Annotated in this window: 22 protein-coding genes and 1 other RNA gene; 18 read left to right on the forward strand and 5 right to left on the reverse strand. The window is 39.0% G+C overall.

Annotated elements, in window-relative coordinates; genetic code table 11:
- Positions 1 to 49: 49 nt before the first annotated feature.
- Positions 50 to 237, forward strand: a non-coding RNA gene (gene ssrS / locus ACFQRG_RS09645) — 6S RNA.
- Between the two features lie 123 nt (positions 238 to 360).
- Here ssrS and ACFQRG_RS09650 read toward each other — a convergent pair.
- Positions 361 to 1,014: an RsfA family transcriptional regulator gene (locus ACFQRG_RS09650; RefSeq protein WP_380965688.1), complete on the reverse strand. Its 654-nt coding sequence runs from the start codon at positions 1,012 to 1,014 to the stop codon at positions 361 to 363.
- 99 nt (positions 1,015 to 1,113) lie between these two features.
- A complete protein-coding gene (locus tag ACFQRG_RS09655) occupies positions 1,114 to 2,448 on the reverse strand; it encodes an AAA family ATPase (protein WP_380965689.1) in 1,335 nt (444 codons plus the stop codon).
- Positions 2,449 to 2,680: 232 nt separating this feature from the next.
- Here ACFQRG_RS09655 and cymR point away from each other — a divergent pair, with 232 nt between their 5' ends.
- The 16 genes from cymR to ACFQRG_RS09735 all read left to right on the forward strand — a co-directional run bounded on the left by cymR (position 2,681) and on the right by ACFQRG_RS09735 (position 19,159).
- Complete coding sequence (gene cymR / locus ACFQRG_RS09660; protein ID WP_380965690.1) at positions 2,681 to 3,103, forward strand: cysteine metabolism transcriptional regulator CymR; 423 nt, start codon at positions 2,681 to 2,683, stop codon at positions 3,101 to 3,103.
- Between the two features lie 85 nt (positions 3,104 to 3,188).
- Positions 3,189 to 4,334, forward strand: coding sequence for a cysteine desulfurase family protein (locus ACFQRG_RS09665; protein WP_380965691.1), 1,146 nt, complete (start codon positions 3,189 to 3,191; stop codon positions 4,332 to 4,334).
- A gap of 120 nt (positions 4,335 to 4,454) precedes the next feature.
- Positions 4,455 to 5,591: a tRNA 2-thiouridine(34) synthase MnmA gene (gene mnmA, locus ACFQRG_RS09670; RefSeq protein WP_380965692.1), complete on the forward strand. Its 1,137-nt coding sequence runs from the start codon at positions 4,455 to 4,457 to the stop codon at positions 5,589 to 5,591.
- 113 nt (positions 5,592 to 5,704) lie between these two features.
- Positions 5,705 to 6,373 (forward strand): tetratricopeptide repeat protein, encoded by a 669-nt coding sequence (locus ACFQRG_RS09675; protein ID WP_380965693.1) that lies wholly within the window; start codon positions 5,705 to 5,707, stop codon positions 6,371 to 6,373.
- A gap of 17 nt (positions 6,374 to 6,390) precedes the next feature.
- Entirely contained in the window at positions 6,391 to 8,706 is a 2,316-nt protein-coding gene (gene recD2 / locus ACFQRG_RS09680; RefSeq protein WP_380965694.1) for an SF1B family DNA helicase RecD2, read from the forward strand.
- A gap of 92 nt (positions 8,707 to 8,798) precedes the next feature.
- Entirely contained in the window at positions 8,799 to 8,996 is a 198-nt protein-coding gene (locus ACFQRG_RS09685) for a hypothetical protein (RefSeq protein ID WP_380965695.1), read from the forward strand.
- Between the two features lie 68 nt (positions 8,997 to 9,064).
- Positions 9,065 to 10,144: an AI-2E family transporter gene (locus ACFQRG_RS09690; protein WP_380965696.1), complete on the forward strand. Its 1,080-nt coding sequence runs from the start codon at positions 9,065 to 9,067 to the stop codon at positions 10,142 to 10,144.
- Between the two features lie 279 nt (positions 10,145 to 10,423).
- Positions 10,424 to 13,060, forward strand: coding sequence for an alanine--tRNA ligase (alaS, locus tag ACFQRG_RS09695; protein WP_380965697.1), 2,637 nt, complete (start codon positions 10,424 to 10,426; stop codon positions 13,058 to 13,060).
- A gap of 48 nt (positions 13,061 to 13,108) precedes the next feature.
- Positions 13,109 to 13,360 (forward strand): IreB family regulatory phosphoprotein, encoded by a 252-nt coding sequence (locus ACFQRG_RS09700; RefSeq protein WP_380965824.1) that lies wholly within the window; start codon positions 13,109 to 13,111, stop codon positions 13,358 to 13,360.
- Positions 13,357 to 13,782 (forward strand): Holliday junction resolvase RuvX, encoded by a 426-nt coding sequence (gene ruvX, locus ACFQRG_RS09705; RefSeq protein ID WP_380965698.1) that lies wholly within the window; start codon positions 13,357 to 13,359, stop codon positions 13,780 to 13,782. The genes ACFQRG_RS09700 and ruvX overlap by 4 nt, the downstream gene beginning before the upstream one ends.
- A 4-nt stretch (positions 13,783 to 13,786) precedes the next feature.
- Positions 13,787 to 14,071: a DUF1292 domain-containing protein gene (locus tag ACFQRG_RS09710; RefSeq protein WP_380965699.1), complete on the forward strand. Its 285-nt coding sequence runs from the start codon at positions 13,787 to 13,789 to the stop codon at positions 14,069 to 14,071.
- Between the two features lie 146 nt (positions 14,072 to 14,217).
- The gene (mltG, locus tag ACFQRG_RS09715; RefSeq protein ID WP_380965701.1) at positions 14,218 to 15,342 is read left to right on the forward strand and encodes an endolytic transglycosylase MltG; all 1,125 of its coding nucleotides are present in this window, start codon (positions 14,218 to 14,220) and stop codon (positions 15,340 to 15,342) included.
- 49 nt (positions 15,343 to 15,391) lie between these two features.
- Positions 15,392 to 16,036: an O-methyltransferase gene (locus ACFQRG_RS09720; protein ID WP_380965702.1), complete on the forward strand. Its 645-nt coding sequence runs from the start codon at positions 15,392 to 15,394 to the stop codon at positions 16,034 to 16,036.
- Between the two features lie 97 nt (positions 16,037 to 16,133).
- Positions 16,134 to 16,772: a uridine kinase gene (udk, locus tag ACFQRG_RS09725; RefSeq protein WP_380965703.1), complete on the forward strand. Its 639-nt coding sequence runs from the start codon at positions 16,134 to 16,136 to the stop codon at positions 16,770 to 16,772.
- 61 nt (positions 16,773 to 16,833) lie between these two features.
- A complete protein-coding gene (gene greA, locus ACFQRG_RS09730; RefSeq protein ID WP_380965704.1) occupies positions 16,834 to 17,310 on the forward strand; it encodes a transcription elongation factor GreA in 477 nt (158 codons plus the stop codon).
- 79 nt (positions 17,311 to 17,389) lie between these two features.
- Positions 17,390 to 19,159, forward strand: a complete 1,770-nt coding sequence (locus ACFQRG_RS09735) for a penicillin-binding transpeptidase domain-containing protein (RefSeq protein ID WP_380965705.1) — start codon at positions 17,390 to 17,392, stop codon at positions 19,157 to 19,159.
- On the opposite strand, the gene ACFQRG_RS09740 is transcribed toward ACFQRG_RS09735, so the two are convergent.
- A complete protein-coding gene (locus tag ACFQRG_RS09740) occupies positions 19,156 to 19,398 on the reverse strand; it encodes a KTSC domain-containing protein (protein WP_380965706.1) in 243 nt (80 codons plus the stop codon). The genes ACFQRG_RS09735 and ACFQRG_RS09740 overlap by 4 nt on opposite strands.
- A gap of 218 nt (positions 19,399 to 19,616) precedes the next feature.
- On the opposite strand from ACFQRG_RS09740, the gene ACFQRG_RS09745 reads away from it, so the two are divergent.
- A complete protein-coding gene (locus ACFQRG_RS09745; RefSeq protein ID WP_380965708.1) occupies positions 19,617 to 20,270 on the forward strand; it encodes a YrrS family protein in 654 nt (217 codons plus the stop codon).
- 47 nt (positions 20,271 to 20,317) lie between these two features.
- Here ACFQRG_RS09745 and ACFQRG_RS09750 read toward each other — a convergent pair whose 3' ends face one another.
- Positions 20,318 to 20,839 carry a shikimate kinase gene (locus tag ACFQRG_RS09750; protein ID WP_380965825.1) on the reverse strand — a complete coding sequence of 174 codons (522 nt, stop codon included), beginning with the start codon at positions 20,837 to 20,839 and terminating at the stop codon, positions 20,318 to 20,320.
- Positions 20,840 to 21,112: 273 nt separating this feature from the next.
- Positions 21,113 to 21,943, reverse strand: coding sequence for a sugar phosphate isomerase/epimerase family protein (locus ACFQRG_RS09755; protein WP_380965710.1), 831 nt, complete (start codon positions 21,941 to 21,943; stop codon positions 21,113 to 21,115).
- Between the last annotated feature and the right edge of the window lie 28 nt (positions 21,944 to 21,971).

Consider the following 21,971-nt stretch of genomic DNA (forward strand, 5'->3'; position numbering starts at 1 on the left):
TATTGCGTCATGATAAATCATGTGCTATGATGTTTATACAAAGAAAGCGAGAGTCCTGAAGTGTTCGTGGATAGCCGAATGTTTTGACCGAACATCGAAAGTACGGGAGCTTGTCGTTTTCATCCGGAGTGAAAGCCTCATATCGTACCGAGGACTCGCAAAAGATGAAACAGGGCACCCACCTGCCAGGAGCGCGGGTTTCAAAACTAAGGTTTTATACGGCACGTTGGGGCTCTCACTTTTTTATTTTGCTTTTAAATAGGAGACTGTTGTTGTTTCCTGCTCATCCAAAGTCAAACTTTTAACGGTTATTTTCCAAACCTTACATATAATGAAAAACAACGGTCATTGACCGTTGTTTTATTTTGCGATTTTTTCAAGATTGCCGTTTTTATCCATCTTAAATGCAGGTGCTGACGAATCTTCTTGGTCTTGGAAGGCAACCATTCGTCTTGCCCTTTCCATAATACCCATTAAAGATTGGTAATCTTCTTCAATGATTTGATGATTTTTTTGCAACTTTTCAAGCTGTCTTTCAAGATCATTGACTTTAGATTGTAATCGTTCATTTTCATGCTTTAAGGCTTCATTTTCTTTTATTAATTTTTGACTTGTTCTATCATGATTTTGTAAGTTTTGTAGAAAACTAATGATATCATCCATTGTTAAAGTTTTTGGTGAAGAAGCTGCAGCTTGGGACCTTTCTTCAAAATTTACAGTTGGTTGAACAACCGGTGTTTCAAATTGCGGTTTTTGCCAATTTCTTACCCGTTGTTGCTCAGCGCGTTTCCTTTGTTTTCTCTGTTTTTTAGCAATTTCAATCGCTTGTTCATATTTTTTACGAACAATCGCATTCCACCTGAAACCGCATGCTGCTCCTGTCCGGTTTAATTTATCGCCAACTTCTTCAAAAGCGTCTAATTGTGTACTGCCTTCGCGAACATGACGCAGCACAGTTTCAGCTAATAACAAATCATCTTCATGAGACCAAGCGTCTTGTCTAACTTTTGTCATGATGACCTCTCCTTAGAATATTATTCTTTATAGAAATGATTGACAAAAGTTAATGAGTTTATACGCTTAAAATATTTTTCTATGTTTCATTTACTAGAATTAATTATTCTCTTGATTTCTCTTAACAAAATAATCCAATCTCTTTTGAATGCTCTTCTCATAGCCTCTTGGAGAAGGCTGGTACAATTTTAAATCCTTAAGATGTTCCGGTAAGTAATCTTGAGGAGTATAGCCATCTTCATAATCGTGAGGATATTTATATCCTTTGCCGTGCCCCAGCTGCTTTGCGCCTTTATAATGGGCATCTCTAAGATGCAGCGGGACTTGTCCTGTAATCTCCTTTTTAACAGCAGCTATTGCCTGATCTATACCGATAATGACCGAATTGCTTTTTGGAGCTGTAGCAATATATAACGCTGCTTCAGCCAGGGGGATACGGGCTTCAGGCATTCCGACAAAAGTTACGGCTTGGGCAGCCGCCTGTGCAATAAGAAGTGCGTTAGGGTCGGCTAATCCAACGTCTTCAGCTGCATGAATGACAATTCGTCTGGCAATGAACTTAGGATCTTCGCCGGCTTCTATCATCTTGGCCAGCCAATAGAGTGTCGCGTTTGGATCCGAACCTCGCATACTTTTAATAAAGGCTGACGTTGTATCATAATGATTGTCCCCTGACTTATCATATTGAAGGACACGCTCCTGGATGGATTCTTCTGCAACACCCAAATCGATGTGAATCGTGCCGTTTTTGTCAGGATCAGTCGTTAACACCGCAAGTTCCAGTGCATGCAGTGCTGTTCTGGCATCGCCATTAGCCACTTGGACAAGATGATTAAGGGCCTCTTTGTCTATCTCAATCGGGTAATCTCCATATCCGCGTTCCTTATCCTTAAGTGCTTGAGTTAAAATGTTTTTAATATTTTCTTGGGTAAGCGGTGTAAATCTGAATAATCTTGATCGTGAAAGTAAGGCGGGATTAATTTCAAACATTGGGCTCTCTGTTGTAGCGCCAATGAGAATAATTGTCCCGTCTTCAACAGACGGCAGCAAGGCATCCTGCTGGCTTTTATTAAATCGATGAATCTCATCAATAAAAAGGACCGTTTTTTGATCATCATATTTCAATCTTTCTTTAGCCTTTGAAATCACGCTCCTAATGTCGTTAACACCGCTGGTTACAGCATTCAGCTGCTGAAAATGGGCTGAGGTATTGTTAGCGATAATTCTTGCAAGCGTTGTTTTTCCGGTTCCCGGGGGACCGAAAAAAATCATTGGCGTTAATTTATCGGCTTTAATAGCCCTTCTTAATAAACGGCCGGACCCTGCTATATGCTCTTGACCGATAAATTCTTCAATTGTTCTTGGGCGCATCCGGTCAGCTAAAGGTTGTCCAAGATGAGTTTGCCTGCCTTCGGAAAAATCAAATAAATCCATATACATCGTCCCTTTCTATAGGTGAAAATACTATAGGTTTGTAACGAATGCAAGAATAAGCCTTTTCATGCTATAATAGCTACAGTTTATTCTTCAATTTAACTTTAAAAGACAAGTTCGAAGCTTCTGGAACAAGGCTTCGGCTTCTTTAGTGCTTAATTGGAAATTTTGCAGGAAATGTCTTCAAGTATATGGTAACTTGTATATAAACTAGTGGAAAGAGGTGTTGACATTGAAAATTTCCACAAAAGGAAGGTATGGATTAACTATAATGATGGCCCTCGGCAAAAACAGTGGAGATGGGCCGATGTCTTTAAAAGCGATTGCTAAGGAATATGATTTATCAGAACATTATCTTGAGCAGCTTATAGCGCCATTAAGAAATGCCGGCTTGGTTAAAAGTATCAGAGGGGCTTATGGAGGATACGTATTGGCGAAAAGCCCGAAAGATATTACAGCGGCTGATATAATCAGGGTTTTGGAGGGGCCGATCAGACCTGTTGAGGTTATGGATGATGATGACCCTGCCAAACGGGAACTCTGGATAAAAATTAAAGATGCTGTAAAGGATGTATTAGAAAGCACTTCACTTGATGACCTTATTCACTTTGATGAAGATCACCAAGTTCAAGATCCTTATATGTTTTATATTTAATAAAGCCTTACTTAAATAAAGTGTTCAAAATAGGGGGACAAACAGGTCTTCGGACTTTGAACAGCTATTTAAAGGACGTGTCAGGATGAAATCAATATATTTAGATCATGCGGCGACAACGCCTATTCACCCGGATGTTCTAAGTGAAATGGTTGAAGTGTATCAAAATGCTTTCGGCAACCCATCGAGCATTCATCAATTTGGGCGTACTGCAAGAAAATATTTAGATGATGCGAGGGAAACCGTCAGCAGAATGATAGGCTCAAAACCAAATGAGATTGTTTTTACGGGCGGCGGAACTGAATCAGATAATATGGCTGTGCTTGGCGCAGCTTTTGCCCAAAAAAATAACGGCAAACATATCATAACGACAAAAATTGAACATCATGCGGTTTTAAATACATGCCGTTATCTTGAGAGCGTTGGATTTGACGTGACTTATTTAGATGTAGACAATAAAGGTATGATTGATCTTAATGAATTAGAAAGCGCTTTGCGGGATGATACAATTCTTGTCACAATAATGTATGCGAATAATGAAGTGGGGACTGTCCAGCCGATAAGAGAAATCGCAGCTCTCGTCGAGAATCATCAAGCGCTTTTTCATACAGATGCTGTTCAAGCTTTTGGAATGATTGATCTCGATGTCTGTGAAACGGCTATTGACCTGTTGTCCATGACTGCTCATAAGATAAACGGACCAAAAGGCGTCGGTTTTTTATATATCCGTGAGGGCGTTCAGTTAGTCACGTACGCCCACGGCGGCGAACAGGAAAGAAAGCGGCGTGCAGGCACACAGAATGTTCCGGGTATTGTTGGTTTGGAAAAAGCGGTGGCCATTGCTTCGGAACAATTTTTAAATAAAATTGATAAATATATAGGCTATCGGCAAACGATATGTCATATCTTAGATCAAAACGAGGTTAATTATGAGATTAATGGAGATCCGGATCATTATCTTCCGCATATCTTAAATCTTTATTTCCCGGGTACTCAAGTGGAAACTCTGCTTGTGAACTTAGACTTGGCAGGTATAGCTGTTTCCAGCGGATCAGCGTGTACTGCCGGTTCTGTTGAGCCTTCTCATGTATTAACAGCCATGTTTGGAGCTGAATCCGATCGGGCCCAAAGCTCTATCCGAATCAGTTTTGGATATGGACTGACAACAGAAACGGTTGAGGAAGCTGGAAAGATTATTGCGGCTACTGTTAAACGATTAACAAAATCTTAAGTTAAATTGAGTTTTGGGCAAGTTATACCAGTTGAAATGATGTTCCCGGTATTGGTATTGTTATAAAAAACTAATCATGTTTTTACAGCTAGTGTAAAAATACAAAAGGGTGATGAATGAATGGATAAAGCGCCCGGAGACACACGGGTTGTAGTAGGTATGTCCGGCGGTGTGGATTCTTCAGTAACAGCGCTGCTCTTAAAACAACAAGGCTTTGATGTTGTCGGGATCTTTATGAAAAACTGGGATGATACCGATGAAAATGGTGTTTGCACAGCAACAGAAGATTACGAAGATGTAGCCAGAGTTGCAGGTCAAATCGATATTCCTTACTACGCGGTTAATTTTGAAAAGGAATATTGGGACAAAGTCTTTACCTACTTTTTAACAGAATATAAAGCGGGCCGGACGCCAAATCCTGACGTCATGTGCAATAAAGAAATTAAGTTTAAGGCCTTTCTTGACCATGCGCTGGCGCTTGGTGCAGATTACGTTGCAACCGGTCATTACGCGCGTGTTGACAAAATTGACGGACATGTCCGGATGCTTCGCGGTTTGGATAAAAACAAGGATCAAACCTATTTTCTTAATCAATTAACAGAAGCGCAGCTTGAAAAGGTGATGTTCCCCCTCGGTGAACTGACTAAGCCGGAGGTAAGAGAAATCGCAAAGGAACACCATTTAGCAACAGCCGGCAAAAAGGACAGCACGGGCATTTGTTTTATTGGCGAAAGGAACTTTAAAGAATTCTTGAGCAACTATCTCCCTGCACAAAAAGGAGAAATTAGAACGATTGATGGTGAGTTTAAAGGCTATCATGACGGTTTAATGTATTATACAAACGGTCAGCGCCAAGGATTAGGGATTGGCGGTCCAGGAGGCCCATGGTTCGTATGCGGCAAGGATCTTAAGAAGAATATTTTATATGTTGCTTCGGGATTCCATAATCAGGCTTTATACTCTGAAGGCTTAATCGCAACAGACGTCAATTGGATTAATGGCTTGCCAGAGGAAAAAATATTAAAATGTACAGCCAAGTTCCGTTATCGCCAGGAAGATCGCCCGGTAACGGTTTACATTGAATCGAAGGATAAAGTTAAAGTTATTTTCAATGAGCCTGAGAGAGCAATCACACCGGGTCAATCCGTTGTTTTTTATGATAGAGATATATGTCTCGGCGGAGGAACGATTGATCTTATATTAAACCAGCCGGAAGGCGAACAGTTTGATTTTGTAGACTCAACCTTATCATCATAAGGTTGAGTCTTTTTTGTAATTAGCGGGAAAATCACGTTTTACATGATAGCATCCCTATTTCTCTGATATACTACTGATAGAATGCTCTATGATCAAGAATGGAGAGAATAGAAGTGGAAGATAAAATACAACAAGGTTTGGATGCTTTGAATAGGGGACAGTATGAAGATGCTGCGCAACTTTTTAACGACACGATTGTTGAGTCTCCTGAAGATCCAAGAGGGTATACGCATTTTGGGCATTTACTTGTTTCATTAGAAAAGCCAGAGAAAGCTAAGGCTTTTTATGAGAAGGCAATAAGCTTAACCGAAAATCATTTGCCGGCAATCTATGGTTTAGGGAATGCCCTGTATAATCTTGGAGAGTATAAGGAAGCTTTAGAGAAATATCAATATGCTTTGACACTCGATAATGATAACTCAGATATTTATTATATGATGGGGCTTGTCTACCTTAATTTAAACCAATCAGGTCCTGCACTTGCTTCATTCCAAAGGGCTGTAGAACTGAATCAAGAGGATGTTGATGCACGTTTTCAGTACGGGTTATCTTTAGCACATATTGGACAAATCGACTTAGCCAAGGAGCAATTTCAAAAAGTCGTTTCCATAGATTCTAAGCATGCAGATGCTTATTATAACCTTGGTGTAGCAGCTATGTACGATGAAGATGAAAAATCGGCAGAGCAATATTTCAAAAAGACGCTGTCCATTCAAAAAAATCATATGCTGGCAGCCAACGGATTAAAAAACATCGAACAACGTTTAAATGAACGGAACTAAGAAAGAGGGTCAGGTTTATGGCGGACCAGTCTTCATTAGACCTTTTTCAAGACGATCAAAAATATATTAAGGGGATCCCTTTACATATTATCTTTCAAAATGAATCAAATGCTTATACAGTCATGCGGGTTAAAATTAACGAAACAAATGAACAAATTGACGAGAAAGAAATAATTGTCATCGGGTATTTTCCGATGATCCATATGCATGAAGTCTATCATTTTACAGGTTCAATTAAGGTTCACCCGAAATACGGCAAACAATATGAAGTTCATCAATATAGAAAATTACTTCCTCAATCAAAAGCAGGAATGGTTCAATATTTATCAGGTGATTTATTTCCCGGAATCGGAGGGAAAACGGCTGAGCGGATTATTGATACACTTGGGGAAAATGCGGTATCAAAAATTCTTGATGACCCGAACTGTTTAGATAAAGTGCCTAAATTAAGCGAGGAAAAGGCGCGGCTGCTTTATGAAACACTTATCCAGCATCAAGGCTTGGAAAAAATTATGGTTGCCTTATCTGATTATGGATTTGGCTCACAGCTCTCTATGAAGATTTACCAAACATATGGAGATATGACATTAGAAATTATTCACGATAATCCTTACCAGCTTGTAACTGATGTTGAAGGCATCGGATTCCACAGAGCTGATGAATTAGGAAAAGCTTTAGGTATATCAGGTAACCATCCTGACCGCATCCAGGCGGCCTGCTTGTATTGGCTGAATGAAAAGGCTATGGATGAGGGGCACGTTTTTATGCCGTATGAGGAAATGATTGGTGAGGTTCAAAAATTAATTACAAAACCTGAAGAGCCTATCGATGAGATGGATATTATTCGGGAAATTGACAGCCTGGAAGAAGAAGGGAAATTGATATTAGAAGAAAATGAAGTTTATTTACCCTCTTTGTACTATGCTGAAAAAGGGATTGTCACAAGTATAAAAAAGTTAACAGAGCAGACCGATTTTCAGGAGGAATTTTCCGAATCTGAATTTCTCAGTGCATTAGGCGACCTTGAAGAACGCTTAAATATACAATATTCAATAACGCAAAAAGAAGCGATCAAACAAGCAATCCACTCACCAATCATGTTATTGACCGGCGGACCAGGAACAGGAAAAACGACAGTCATTAAAGGAATTGTTGAAGTTTATGCTGATCTTCACGGTGTCTCTCTTAATCCTAAAGATTACAAGGATGATCCTTTTCCGGTATTGCTTGTTGCGCCAACCGGCCGTGCTGCAAAACGGATGAGTGAATCAACGGGGCTGCCGGCCGTCACGATTCACCGTCTATTAGGGTGGAAAGGCGGCGGTTCCGGGTATGAACATGATGAAGAGAACCCAATTGAAGGCAGCTTATTAATCGTTGACGAAATGTCTATGGTTGATATTTGGCTTGCTAATCAATTATTTAAATCCCTTCCTGAAACAATACAGGTGATTATTGTCGGAGATGAAGACCAATTGCCGTCAGTAGGACCCGGCCAGGTTTTAAAGGATTTTCTAAGCTCTGATGTTATCCCGACAATTGAACTGCAAAATATCTACCGGCAATCCGAGGGATCTTCTATCATTGATTTGGCTCATGCCATTAAAGAGGGCAATATTCCGGAGGATCTTCAAAATGCTAAAGATGACCGGCGCTTTTTTACTTGCCGTCAAAACCAAATTATTGATGTAATAGGTCAAGTTTGCGAAAATGCTCATAAAAAAGGATATACAACAAAGGATATTCAAGTTCTTGCACCGATGTACCGGGGTAATGCAGGAATTGAAGCTATAAATGAATCACTTCAAAATTTATTTAACCCCCCTTCAGATCAAAAACGATCATTGACTTTTGGCGATCGGATTTATCGTATCGGTGATAAAGTGCTCCAGCTTGTTAATAACCCCGAAGAGCATGTGTTTAATGGTGACATAGGCGAGATCGTCGCTATTATTATGGCTAAGGAAACGGCCGACCACGAAGATATGCTTGTTGTCTCCTTTGATGGGATAGAAGTCACCTATTTAAAACGTGACCTTAACCAAATTACATTAGCTTATTGTTGCTCAATTCATAAATCGCAGGGCAGTGAATTTCCGATTGTCGTTCTGCCGGTGGTTAAAGGATATCATCGCATGTTAAGAAGAAATCTTATTTATACTGCCATAACGAGAAGCAAATCCTATCTCATTATGTGCGGGGATATTAATGCCTTCTCTTATGCAGTTGAACGTTCTGATGTTGATTTAAGACATTCAAAGTTATCACAAAAACTTAAAGAAAGGATAAATCCTGAATCCGATGAATCAACGATTGATGATCATATAGTATGAATTGACTGATAAATGGACATGATGCTAGTAACCTATTTTCGAGTTATTCGATTTAAACAAGTATTTTTGGAAAAAACCAGAGGTGAATGCAGATGAAATGTCCAAACTGTCAAAATAAAAATCTAGGGAAAATCGGTGTTAATCTATATTATTGTTGGGACTGCTTTATTGAACTCGCATTAATAGACGGCAGACTTTCCCTAAGCCAAGTTGAAGAAGACGGCAGTTTAACAACACTTGATGATTTATTTGAAGAAGATGAATTAAGAGCTGAATCAGGCGGTTTTTAAAAATTAGTAAGGCTTGCGGTCGATATTCTTAGGGAATTTTGCACACAATAAAGTGTGGAGGGATATCGATGTCACGATGGTCAGCCATTGACTGGCTTAAAAAGCTAACTATACTATTACTTGTATTTTTAAACGGTTATCTGCTTTATAAATTACTGCCGTTTCTCGATAAAGTTTTTGATTTTGTTGCGACAGTACTGTTTCCGTTTGTGAGCGCGGCCCTGATTGCTTATTTACTTCATCCGCTTATTGAAAAGGCGCATGAAAAAGGATTGCCGCGAACGCTGGCCGTTCTTATTATTTACCTTTTATTTTTCTGCTTAACGGGCTATGGATTGTTTAAGTGGGCACCGTCAATTATTAATGAGCTGAAAGACTTCGATGATCAGGTGCCCAAATATGTCGCCTTCTACCATAAACGAATCAACGATGTTTATCATTCTACGCCCGAAGCGGTTCATGACCATTTTAATGGTATCCTCGATTTAGTAGAAAAACGGGTTAATCATTTAGTAAAAGGGATTATCAGCGGTATTACATGGATATTCCAATCTTTCTTTTCTTTATTAATGATTCCTTTTTTAACCTTTTATTTTTTAAAGGATTTTGAAAGTATAAAAAAAGGGGTTTGGATTCTTACGCCAATAAGATGGAGAGATCATGGGAGAACATTATTGTTTGAAATTGATGATCAACTAGGTAAATATATCAGAGGGCAGCTTTACGTTTGCGCAATTCTTGCTGTCATCGCTTTTATCGGACTATGGTTATTAAAAGTAAAGTATGCGCTATTATTAGGTATTTTTGTCGGCTTAACTGATATCATTCCATACTTCGGTCCGATTATTGGCGCCATACCTGCTGTTTTTATGGCTACAACTATTTCTTTCAAAACTGCGATTTTTGTTTTGGTATTAATTTTGCTCTTGCAATTTCTTGAGAGTAATATTATCGGTCCTTTGATTGTTGGAAAAAGTGTTGAGATTCATCCGGCCTATATTATGTTTTCAATCATTATCGGCGGTGAAATTGCAGGTGTTGTCGGAATGATATTTGCTGTGCCGGTTTTCGTGGCACTGAGAGTCATTATTAGATATATACGCGGCCGCGATAAGGAAATTGACAAGGGGAGCGGTTCTCATCTATAATATCGACATACATAATAGAAAAATCGTTGAAAGAGCCTGCCGTTATGGATCATTTACTAGAGAGGATTTTCCTTGGCTGAAAGAGAATCCAAATGGGGATTAACGGTTGCTACTCTGGAGAGCAGCTAATCCCTGCCGGAGTGATCCGTTAAATCTTGCAAGGTGATAGACCTGGAATGGTCTGTAACTAGGGTGGTACCGCGTGAGATATAACTCTCGTCCCTGATTGGGATGGGAGTTTTTTATATTTATTTAAAATTTTTACTGGAGGTTATTTATATGAAAAAGTTAACTTCAGCTGAAGTTCGTCAAATGTTTCTTGATTTTTTTAAAGAAAAAAATCATAAAGTTGAACCAAGCGCATCGCTTGTTCCGCATGATGATCCATCGTTACTATGGATAAACAGCGGAGTAGCTACATTAAAAAAATATTTTGACGGCCGGGTTGTCCCGGAAAATCCGCGGATTGTCAACGCGCAAAAAGCGATAAGAACAAATGATATTGAAAATGTCGGTTATACAGCCCGCCATCATACTTTCTTTGAAATGCTGGGAAACTTTTCAGTTGGCGATTATTTCAAAGAAGAAGCGATTCATTGGGCATGGGAATTCTTAACAAGCCCAAAATGGATAGGATTTGATAAGGAAAAGCTATCTGTTACTATCCATCCTGAAGACGATGAGGCTTATAAAATATGGCATGAAGACATTGGCTTGCCTGAGAACCGGATTATTCGCCTGAAAGAAAATTTCTGGGATATCGGTGAAGGCCCAAGCGGACCGAATACAGAAATCTTTTATGACCGCGGTGAATCATACGGCAATGACCCTGATGATCCTGAATTATATCCGGGGGGAGAAAATGAAAGATATTTAGAGATATGGAATCTTGTCTTTTCACAATTTAATCATAACCCCGATGGCAGTTATACACCGCTTCCTAACAAGAATATTGATACGGGAATGGGTCTTGAACGAATGGTTTCTGTTATTCAAGACGCAAAAACTAACTTCGATACTGATTTGTTCTTGCCAATCATTTATAAAATTGAACAAATTTCCGGTCAAAAATATGGAGAAACAAAAGAAAAAGATACTGCATTTAAAGTGATTTCCGACCATGTCAGGGCGGTCACATTTGCAGTAAGCGACGGTGCCCTGCCATCAAATGAAGGCCGCGGTTATGTTCTCCGCCGTTTAATCAGACGGGCTGTCCGGTTTGCGATGGACCTCAATATTAACAAACCTTTTATGTTTGAACTCGTGCCAATCGTTGTAGATATTATGAAAGATTTCTATGAGAATGTCGTTGAAAAATCCGCTTTTGTTCAGAAAGTCATTCGCCACGAAGAAGAGCGTTTTCACGAAACGATTCATGAAGGCTTAGCGATTTTAAAAGATGTTATTGCCAAGGCAAAAACTAAAGGCGACCAGGTGATTAGCGGCTCAGATGTTTTTAAGCTATATGATACGTTCGGATTTCCTTATGAATTAACAGAAGAATATGCGCAAAATGAAGGACTCTCGATAGATAAAGATGGCTTTGACAAAGAATTAGAAGCGCAAAGAGAACGTGCACGTGCCGCCCGTCAAGATACGGATTCAATGCAGGTTCAAAGCGAAACATTAAGAAATATTAACGTAGACAGCCAGTTTGTCGGCTACACAGAGCATGAAGTACCGTCAGAAGTTGTTACCATTATTAAAGATAACAGCACGGCCCGCGAGGCAAAACAAGGTGATGAAGTTCAAATCATTCTTAATGAGACACCTTTTTATGCTGAGAGCGGCGGCCAAATTGCAGACCAGGGTCATTTGATTAACGAAACAACAAAGCTTATTGTTAAAGATGTACAAAAAGCGCCAAACGGTCAAAATTTACACACTGTTTTTGTTGAAAAAGGTGATTTGAAGCTTGGCGATCATTTCAAGGCAGAAATTAATGAAAAGAACCGTGCCGCTACGGAAAAAAGTCATACCGCAACACATTTGCTTCATCAGGCGTTAAAAGATGTTCTGGGCAAGCATGTTAATCAAGCAGGTTCCCTTGTTGCCCCTGATCGTTTAAGATTCGACTTTTCTCATTTCGGTCAAGTGACTGAAGAAGAACTTAAACAAATTGAACAAATCGTCAATGAAAAGATTTGGGAAAAGCTGCCTGTTGAGATAACTCAAATGCCGATTAACGAAGCAAAAGCAATGGGTGCCATGGCATTATTTGGAGAAAAGTATGGTGATATCGTCCGGGTTGTTAAAGTCGATGATTACAGCTTGGAACTTTGCGGCGGATGCCATGTGAATAATACAGCGGAAATTGGCTTATTTAAGATTGTCACTGAAACCGGTATCGGGGCTGGTACGAGAAGAATTGAAGCTGTTACCGGCCAAGGTGCATACGAGCGAATGAACCATTTTGTACAAGAATTGCAAAAAGCAGCCCATTTATTAAAAACAAATATTGAACAAGTACCGGACCGTATTGATGGACTTCAAAAACAAATCAAAGAATTAGAAAAGGAAAATGAGTCCTTAACATCGAAATTAGGTAATGCCGAAGCAAATGATTTAATGCAATCCGTTGAAAAATCAGACGGTATCTCTTATATTACGAAAAAGGTCAATGTTTCTGACATGAACAGCTTACGTTCGATGGTTGACCAATTAAAAAATCAACTAAAATCGGGTATTATTGTTCTGGCTGCGGTCAATGATGGAAAGGTAAACATTGCCAGCGGTGTAACGAAAGACCTCGTTTCGAAAGGGTACCATGCAGGAAAACTAATTAAGGAAGTTGCCACAAGATGCGGCGGCGGAGGCGGAGGCCGTCCGGATATGGCACAAGCCGGCGGGAAAAACCCTGCTCAAGTCGATGAAGCTCTGTCTTACGTGTCTGAATGGATAAAAAGTTTTTCATAAATATTTAGTTTTATGTGATGAGGGGGAAGGATAAATTTGGACAAAACAATGAAATTTAGTTTTAATGAAGAGCCGGATAAGCGAGACGCCCGTGATGCCTTGCTTAAGGTATATAATGCTTTGCAAGATAAAGGGTATAATCCAATCAATCAAATTGTGGGTTATTTACTGTCAGGCGATCCAGCTTATATTCCCCGCCATCGTGATGCAAGAAATATTATCCGCCGGATTGAGCGTGATGAATTAATAGAGGAATTAGTTACTTCTTATCTCAATCATCACCGTGATGGTCAGCTATGAGGATTATGGGATTGGATTACGGCAGTAAAACCATTGGGGTAGCAATCAGTGATTTACTCGGTTTTACTGCTCAAGGTATAGAAACTATTCATCATACAGAAGATAAAAGACATCTTATTTACAATCGTTTAAAAGAGTTAATTGATGAATATAGTGTAGAGAAAATTGTTGTTGGACTTCCAAAGAATATGAATGGAACAATTGGAGAATCAGGCGTTGCTTGCCAAGCCTTTGCAAAAAGTATAAAGAACAAATTTCATTTACCTGTGGAAATGTGGGATGAACGTTTAACAACAATGGCAGCGGAACGGATGTTAATAACGGCAGATGTCAGCCGTAAAAAGCGAAAAAAAATCATTGATAAGATGGCGGCGGTTATGATTCTTCAAAGCTATCTGGATCGCAATGGAAATGGAGTGTAGAAAAATGAGTGAAGAACAGGATCGTATCATTATCCCTGATGAAAATGGTGAAGAGCACCTTTTTGATGTCATTTTTACGTTTGATGTTGATGAGACCGAAAAGTCATATATGGTTGTAAAACCAGTTGAATCAACAGAGGATGACGATGACGAAGATATGCAGGAAGTATTTGGATTCCGCTATGAAGATAAGGACGGCGAATTTAGTCTTTATCCTATAGAAACGGATAAAGAATGGGATATGGTCGAGGAGATGTTTAACACCTTTTTAGCGGAAAACGAACTTTAATTAATTATTTTCAGCCTCCTTTTGCGGAAGGGGGCTTTACCATGTTATGGACAAATTTGGTTTCGACAAATTTTTAAAAGTCTAGTGCTGACATTTTATGAGCATAGTGTATAATGGACTAGGTACCTTGAAAGGGGAGTCCTTTTTTGTCGAAATCAGATGACCAAATGAAATTATTAAATAAACAACGTAAGGGAAATCGGCTGCGTCGATTTGGGCTCATTGTTGTCATTGTATTGATAATTTTAATAGCCGCTGCGGTTTGTGGCATTTTTTATGTCAAAAATGCGTTAGCACCCGTTGACAAATCAAGTGCAAAAAAAGTAACTGTTCAGATACCAAGCGGCACATCGAGTGTTAAGATCGGCCAAATACTTAAGGAAAAAGGTATAATCAACAATGCCTCTGTTTTTAGATACTATGCAAAATATAAAAATGAAAGTAATTTCAAGGCAGGCACATATCTTTTTTCACCATCAATGTCAACAAATGAAATTATTCAATCACTAAATTCGGGGAGAAACCAATCGGCCGCTTTACAGATAACGGTACCTGAAGGCTGGTGGGTTAAGGACATCGCCCATAGAATTGCCCAACAAACGAATTTAAATGAAAAAGATATTTTAAATAAGATGCAAGACCGGAATTATATCAAGCAGCATTATATGAAGGATTATCCTTTTCTGACCGATGAGATTCTTAATAAACAAATTAAATACCCTCTGGAAGGCTATTTATTCCCGGCAACTTACAGATTTTCACAAAAAAATCCTTCGTTAGACACAATTATTAAAGCCATGCTTGATAAAACGCAGGATGTTTTGGGCAAATATCAGAAGCAAATTAACAACAATAAGTTAGGCTCAGTCCATAAAATTTTAACAATGGCCTCTTTATTAGAAGGTGAAGCGCAAAGCTTACCGGATCTTAAGAAAGTTTCCGGTGTCTTCTATAACCGGCTGGACAAAGGGATGCCTCTGCAAACCGATCCCACGATTGCTTATGCCAAACAAAAGCATCTATATCATACAACCTATAAAGATTTAGATATTAAGTCGCCTTATAATACCTATAAAAATAAAGGTTTGCCTGTTGGACCTATTAATAATCCGGGGGAAGAAGCCATAGAGGCTGTTTTAAATCCTATTAAGAGTGACGATCTTTACTTCTTTGCAAGGCCTAACGGCGAAGTTATTTTTACAAAAACGCTTAAAGAGCATCACGCGGTTGTAAAGAAATATGGACATGAATGGGATAAAATTAAAAGTTAAGAGGAGGATAACTCCTCTTATTCTTATATATTTGATAGAGGTGTGCTGGATGGAAGATCAAATCTTATCTAGATATGCTGCAGCTTTGGCGCCAAAAAATGATACGCCTTTACTTGATAAGCTTGAAAAAGAAGCAAGAGGCAGGCAAATTCCTATAATGCAGCCAGATGCTATGGCGCTTTTACAGCATTATATCAGACTGATAAAACCAAAACGGATCTTAGAAATTGGAACAGCTGTAGGTTATTCGGCTATCAAAATGGCATTGTCTTCTGAGATAGCTCAAATTTATTCAATAGAGCGTGAAGAAGAAATGTACAGGGAAGCGCAGGCCAATATTAAATCTTTCTCATTAGAAGACAGGATCCACGTTATAAAAGGGGATGCGACAAAGATAGCGGAGGATACTGGACAGTATGCCCCGTTTGATTTTATTTTTATAGATGCTGCCAAAGGGCAATACCAGTTATTTTTTGAACAGTACTCGCCTTTTTTATCGCAAGACGGATTAATTGTTACTGATAACGTCTTATTCCGCGGGTTGGCAGCTGACCCGGAGCGTGCGGAAAGCAAACGATTGCGGAAGCTGGCTGAAAAAATAAATCGTTATAACGAGTGGCTGGCAGCTCATCCGCAGTTTGACAGTGTGTTTTTAACTGTTGGTGACGGCATTGCCGTATCAGCAAGAAAATAAACCCTTTCTCATTCAAACGAGATGACAAACCAGGTCATTTGGGGAGGGTAAACCTCATGAATTTTGGCTATGATATAAGGAAAGGACAAGTATAATCATGAATAAAAAACCGATTATTATAGGTGTTGCCGGAGGGACCGGATCGGGTAAGACAACGGTGGCAAAAGAAATTTATCGGAGTTTTCCTGACCAATCGATTGCTATCATCGAACAAGACGCATATTATAAGGCGCAAGATCATAAAACAATGGAAGAACGGTTATTAACAAATTATGATCACCCCTTAGCTTTCGATCATGATCTTCTTACCCGGCATTTGAATGATTTACTCCAATTTAAACCTATTGAAAAACCAGTATATGACTATACAGTCCATACAAGATCTGATAAAATAATTCCTGTCGAGCCAAAAGATGTTATCATCTTAGAAGGCATTTTAATACTTGAAGACGAAAGACTTCGTGATTTAATGGATATAAAGGTCTTCGTCGATACTGATTCGGATCTTCGAATTATACGCAGACTGCTGAGAGATACACAAGAACGGGGCCGTTCTGTTGAATCAGTAATTAATCAGTATATTACTGTTGTCAGGCCAATGCACCTGCAATTTATTGAGCCTACAAAACGTTATGCTGATATTATCATTCCTGAAGGCGGGCAAAATGCGGTAGCCATTGATTTAATGGTCACAAAAATTCATTCTATTTTAGAAAAAACTAATTCATTAACTTAAAAACTTGGCACAACATCCTCTAACCAAGTTTTCTTTACGATAAAAAAGGGAGTGGAACCGAATGGCTGAAGAAAAAAAGCATTACATGACAGCTGAGGGTAAACAGAAGCTCGAGGAAGAACTTGAATATTTAAAAACCGAAAAAAGAAAAGAAGTAGTTGAGAGAATCAAAATCGCCCGCAGCTTTGGTGATTTATCCGAGAACTCTGAGTATGATGCAGCTAAGGATGAACAAGCTTTCGTAGAATCACGTATTCAGCAATTGGAACAAATGATTCGGGATTCTGTCATCATTGAGGCTGATGGGACGAATACAGATACCGTTAATATCGGCAAATCAGTAACTTTTCAAGAACTGCCTGATGGAGAAGAGGAAACTTACACGATTGTCGGAAGTGCGGAATCTGATCCTTTCGAAGGTAAAATTTCTAATGATTCTCCGATGGCCAAAAGCCTTATCGGACGTTCCGTAGGTGAACAAGTGACAGTCCCGACACCTGGCGGGGATTTACTCGTAAAAATTTTAGAAGTTAAATAAGGAAAGCTCGCCACCCCTTGGCGAGTTTTTTTAGTTTAGAAAAAAACGAATGCGTTAACACTGTCTTTGAGGTGGTTGGATGATCAAACCCAAAAGAGTGTTAACAATTGGACTTTTTATTCTGTTTACCTTGCTGGTTTTTATCGGGCGGCTCGCACAAATCCAGCTGGTTGAACCAACATCATTTTCTAAGTACCGCATCAATCTTATTCAAAGCAGCATAAACCAAAGAACAAGCCAGTTCATCTTTAACAATGGAAGAGGCACAATACTGGATCGCCATTTAAAGCCTTTAACAAATCACGAGCAGCTGTCACTCGTTTTGTTTCCTTTTTTAAAATATACAGACTGGCCGGCAGGTTCGGTGGCTGATATTTTAAAAGTACCTAAAAGCCAACTGATTAAAGCCGTAAATTCAGCTCATAAACCTTTTGTCTTTAAGCAAGGGCATTTGAATATTTCAAATCAGCAAAAACGTCAAATTGAAAAACTGAAGGTTCTGGGCGTTCATGTCATGATGGTTCAATCAAATGACGATAGAAATATCGACCCTCAAGTAATTGGGCTCGTCAGGCAAAACAGCCGTATGATTGAAAAAAGGTATGGTGACCTTTTGAATAAAGGCGTTGTTTCCCGGACTGTGCCCACAGGTATTAACGGGCTGCAAAAGGCATTTGATCCATTTTTATTATCACAGAACGAATCTATGCTTCTTTATCATACTGACGCTAAAGGAATGCCTTTGTTTGGCAACAGCATACGTTATACTGCACCTTCAAATCCGTTCTATCCTTTGAGAGTCGTTTCAACTTTAGATAAAGATATACAACAATTAGCTGAAAAAGCTGTTAATAGAGCAGGGTTGGAAAAAGGGGGGGTTGTCATTCTTGACGTCGATAACAGTAATTTACTGGGGATGGTAAGCCGCCCTCAAATAGATAACAATCATCCATACCAAACAAACAGCGAAAATCAGATGTTAATGCCGCAATTTCCGGGATCAGTATTTAAAATAGTAACTGCAGCTGCCGCAATTCAGGAAAATGACGTTCACAGCGGAGATACCTTTAACTGCAACCTTGATGTTTACGGTGAAAAACCCGCGCAAAAACAGCTGGGAACACTTAGTTTTGATGATAGTTTTTATCAAAGTTGCAATTATACATTTGCTCATCTTGCTAACTTAATGACAAAGAATCATTCAAATGTGATTAATGATTATGCCGATTTACTGGGATTAACAGGTAAGTCAGGCTGGAGCGGGGATGTCTATCACTTTAATCATTTCGAACATTTTCCAGATGAGAAAACAAATACGATCTGGATAAACAATGAACCGTCTCATAATAAAAAAGCGATAGGTCAAACGGCAATCGGACAATTAAACGTTAAATTAACGCCTTTATCTGTAGCTAATATGATGGCAACGATCGCCCGGAACGGTGTTAAGCAATATGTACGCGCGGCTTCCAAAATCATTTATCATCAGGATGATCATATGACACTGGCTTCATTCCCGCATAAATCTATTAAAGGACAAAAACTTGAATCTTATACCATTATCAGGCTTCAACAACTGTTAAGAGGCGTCGTTAAAAGTCCTGAAGGTACAGCACATTATTATTTGAGCGGTCTGCCATACCCGGTCGCCGGAAAATCCGGTACAGCCCAAACTGGAAGAAATGATATGAATAACTGGTTTGCCGGGTATTTTCCAGCTGATCACCCGCACTATGCAATGGTTGTTGTTGACCTTAACCAGCGACACGGGGAAGAAAAAACATATCAAATTTACCGGCAAATTGTAAAATCATTATATCAATTAGATATGAGAAAAAGCTCGAACTAATGAATGATAGTCCGAGCCTTTTCAAGTTTTTTAAATTGTTCAATGATAACATTTTTATAATAGGCTTCCTTATCTTCCGCCAAAAGAAAATGAAAGATTGTTTGCTCTGAGATGTTTGGAATTGTCTTTTTTGTCCCATCAAAGAATAAAATTTGTAAGGTTTCTGTCTTACGATCATAACCAATCGTATCAAAACTCTTCAGCTGGGAAAGGTCCTTATTAAATGTTGTAAAGTTCATTTTGACAACCTCCTTACACATATCCTATTAGCCTTCTGCATAAGATATTCCTTCTTTTTGTCAAAACTAGTGGGATTCTGACAATGTTTTCCTTTTGCTTGTTCTATCAATGGTATGTCTATCTATCTTTTTTAGAACGGCTAAAATAAATTTATATACTACGAACCTTATAAAGATGTTACAATGTAATTATATCTGTTAAAAGGAGGAACATAGGAATGAGGCAGGATAACAACTCTCCTTCACGTTCTTCAAGAAAACGAAAGAAGGCTGATCGTATATTAAACTGGGCGATCGGTATTGTCGCTGCACTTATATTAGTAGTAGGCGGGGTTATTTTAGTTTCTCTCTTACATTCACCCGGCCAAAAATCGGCTGACACGGGTGCGCCGACTTATAATAAGCATAGTGAAAAAACAAGTGCTGAGGAAAATAACAGCGGCGATGTACAAAAGAGCGATGATGGACATAAAGATTCGACTAATAAAGATGAAAGTCAATCTAATAAAGACAAGCAGAAGAAAGACAAGGCCAATGATAAGGCTAAGCAAGATCAAAAAGATGCTAATAAGAAAAAAGATGATAAAAATAGTAAGTTAAATGACGAAGCAGCTTCCACAGCGAATGAATCAAATCATACGGCTTCTTATGATAAAGGTTCGGCTGACTGGAATGCTCAATTAGCTGCTGTATCTTCCGCAACCGGTATTTCACAAGACAATATGGTTGTTTATTGGCTGGGAAACGGCGGCGGTCCAAACAGTTCATTAGCTCGTGTCGCCCCGAAAGATAACGCCGGCCAAAAATATGTCGTTCATCTTACATGGAAACAAGGTGAAGGATGGAAAGCGGACAGCGTTAAAAAACCGTAACTTTTTAAAGGAGACCTTTTAACAGGTCTCCTCTTATATTTGGGTTATTAAATTTCTAATATTTTTCCGGAATGCGGTTCATGAATATCCCATGACAATTTTAAAGTATCAATAATGTAATCACTAATTTCTTCAGCTTCAATATTATCGGTGTTAAATCTTGAATTATGTGTTGAATAGATTTTTTGTCTTTGATAATACAATTCTTCAATTTCTTCAAGTGTTCGCCCTTGAAGAACCGGCCGATTATCAATGATTAAATCTAATCTTTCCTTCCAACAGTCCCAGGATAGATCCAGAAGAAAAACAATACCATTTGTCATGCAAATATTTTTTATTTCTTCTTGCCCGAAAGCGCCTCCGCCGACAGAGATCACCTTAAGTCTCTTTTTGCTAAAGGCAGTTATAATCTCTTTTTCTTTTTCCCTGAAAGTTTCTTCTCCAAATGTTTTGAAAATCTCCGGAATGGGCATGTTAAATTCTTTTTCAATTTCCTTATCTATATCAATAAATTCCCTGTAAAGCTTTTTAGCGACAAGTTCGCCAATTGTTGTTTTGCCAACACCCATAAATCCATTAAATATAATACTTTTTTCTCTAAGAGGTATTGGATTGTTGTTAACCACTTGCTAAAAACCCCCTTAATAATAAAAAACTGAGGATGCCCCATTTTCATCATTTTATCAGAAAGAAGCAACAAGCACATTATTTTGGATTCATTTTATAAATAAAAAAAATCCCCGTATGTGTGATAAGAGGATTATGATTTATTCCTCAGTAAAAATTTTTGGGAGTTTCAACCCATTAGATGTTAACTCAGGCATATCATTGAATGGTTTAATTTAATCAACGCTTATTTTACGAGGGTGAGCAGCAAGATAAGCTTTTGCTGTTTGCAAGCAGCGTCTTGCAAATTCTTCATAACCTAATTCATTGGCACGCTTAGTATTTGGTATCTCAAGTGAATAAGGAATCTCGGGAATCCGATTCACGATGCTTGCGACATCAATGCCTCCCTCTCCGACATACGAACGTTCCTCGCGGAGGATACGTGTCATCTCATCTTTTGAAGCTGGTATTTCCGCCGGTGCATCGCAAAGATGGAGATAGCGGAACCATTCCCGGGGGACTGTATCCAGATCTTCTGCTTTATCCCTTGAGCGATGAAAATGATGTACATCGATCATAAGGCCGGCATTTTCTTGTTTCACGGTGCGAAGAACACCGAGAGCACCCTTAAGGTCAAAGACACCGGCAATGGGAACGAATTCTAGTTCTATCGTTAGTCCAAACGGCTTGGCAAGTTCGCAGAGTTCATCAAAACGTTCAATAGCCAAATTGCGATCGTCAGTCCAGATACTGCTAAGGACATGACGGCCGCCAAGTTCAGCAGCAACTTCCATGGCAGGCAAATAACTTTTTGGGTCAATGCCGTCAGAAATACGCGCCAGTTCTATGTCTAAAAGTTTGAGATCCGTATCATTAAGCGCAGCTTTAGTTTGCCTCATCATTTCTTTATTTTTAGCCAAGTCATAATTTGGCTCACCTGGCAGTCTCATGTAAATAGGTCTTAAACTGACAAAGTCATAGCCGGCCCGCGCAGCGATGTAAGTCATCTCAGGCGGCGGGCAATTAAGAACGGTAAGGTGGGCTAAGGAAAATTGTTTTGTCATTTTATTGTATTCCTCCAATTTTTTCTAT

It is taken from the genome of Scopulibacillus cellulosilyticus (assembly GCF_042665295.1).
Taxonomy (GTDB): Bacteria; Bacillota; Bacilli; order Bacillales; family Sporolactobacillaceae; genus Scopulibacillus_A; species Scopulibacillus_A cellulosilyticus.

Bases quoted from the DNA above. Each gene is read 5' to 3' on its own strand.
- recD2 (WP_380965694.1), top strand. From the start codon at position 6,391: ATGGCGGACCAGTCTTCATTAGACCTTTTTCAAGACGATCAAAAATAT.
- alaS (WP_380965697.1), top strand. From the start codon at position 10,424: ATGAAAAAGTTAACTTCAGCTGAAGTTCGTCAAATGTTTCTTGATTTT.
- ACFQRG_RS09710 (WP_380965699.1), top strand. From the start codon at position 13,787: ATGAGTGAAGAACAGGATCGTATCATTATCCCTGATGAAAATGGTGAA.
- ACFQRG_RS09665 (WP_380965691.1), top strand. From the start codon at position 3,189: ATGAAATCAATATATTTAGATCATGCGGCGACAACGCCTATTCACCCG.
- udk (WP_380965703.1), top strand. From the start codon at position 16,134: ATGAATAAAAAACCGATTATTATAGGTGTTGCCGGAGGGACCGGATCG.
- ACFQRG_RS09720 (WP_380965702.1), top strand. From the start codon at position 15,392: ATGGAAGATCAAATCTTATCTAGATATGCTGCAGCTTTGGCGCCAAAA.
- ACFQRG_RS09740 (WP_380965706.1), bottom strand. From the start codon at position 19,398: ATGAACTTTACAACATTTAATAAGGACCTTTCCCAGCTGAAGAGTTTT.
- ACFQRG_RS09650 (WP_380965688.1), bottom strand. From the start codon at position 1,014: ATGACAAAAGTTAGACAAGACGCTTGGTCTCATGAAGATGATTTGTTA.
- ACFQRG_RS09750 (WP_380965825.1), bottom strand. From the start codon at position 20,839: ATGGGTGTTGGCAAAACAACAATTGGCGAACTTGTCGCTAAAAAGCTT.
- ACFQRG_RS09700 (WP_380965824.1), top strand. From the start codon at position 13,109: ATGAAATTTAGTTTTAATGAAGAGCCGGATAAGCGAGACGCCCGTGAT.
- greA (WP_380965704.1), top strand. From the start codon at position 16,834: ATGGCTGAAGAAAAAAAGCATTACATGACAGCTGAGGGTAAACAGAAG.
- ACFQRG_RS09685 (WP_380965695.1), top strand. From the start codon at position 8,799: ATGAAATGTCCAAACTGTCAAAATAAAAATCTAGGGAAAATCGGTGTT.
- ACFQRG_RS09690 (WP_380965696.1), top strand. From the start codon at position 9,065: ATGTCACGATGGTCAGCCATTGACTGGCTTAAAAAGCTAACTATACTA.
- mnmA (WP_380965692.1), top strand. From the start codon at position 4,455: ATGGATAAAGCGCCCGGAGACACACGGGTTGTAGTAGGTATGTCCGGC.
- ACFQRG_RS09755 (WP_380965710.1), bottom strand. From the start codon at position 21,943: ATGACAAAACAATTTTCCTTAGCCCACCTTACCGTTCTTAATTGCCCG.
- ACFQRG_RS09655 (WP_380965689.1), bottom strand. From the start codon at position 2,448: ATGGATTTATTTGATTTTTCCGAAGGCAGGCAAACTCATCTTGGACAA.
- ACFQRG_RS09745 (WP_380965708.1), top strand. From the start codon at position 19,617: ATGAGGCAGGATAACAACTCTCCTTCACGTTCTTCAAGAAAACGAAAG.
- ruvX (WP_380965698.1), top strand. From the start codon at position 13,357: ATGAGGATTATGGGATTGGATTACGGCAGTAAAACCATTGGGGTAGCA.
- ACFQRG_RS09735 (WP_380965705.1), top strand. From the start codon at position 17,390: ATGATCAAACCCAAAAGAGTGTTAACAATTGGACTTTTTATTCTGTTT.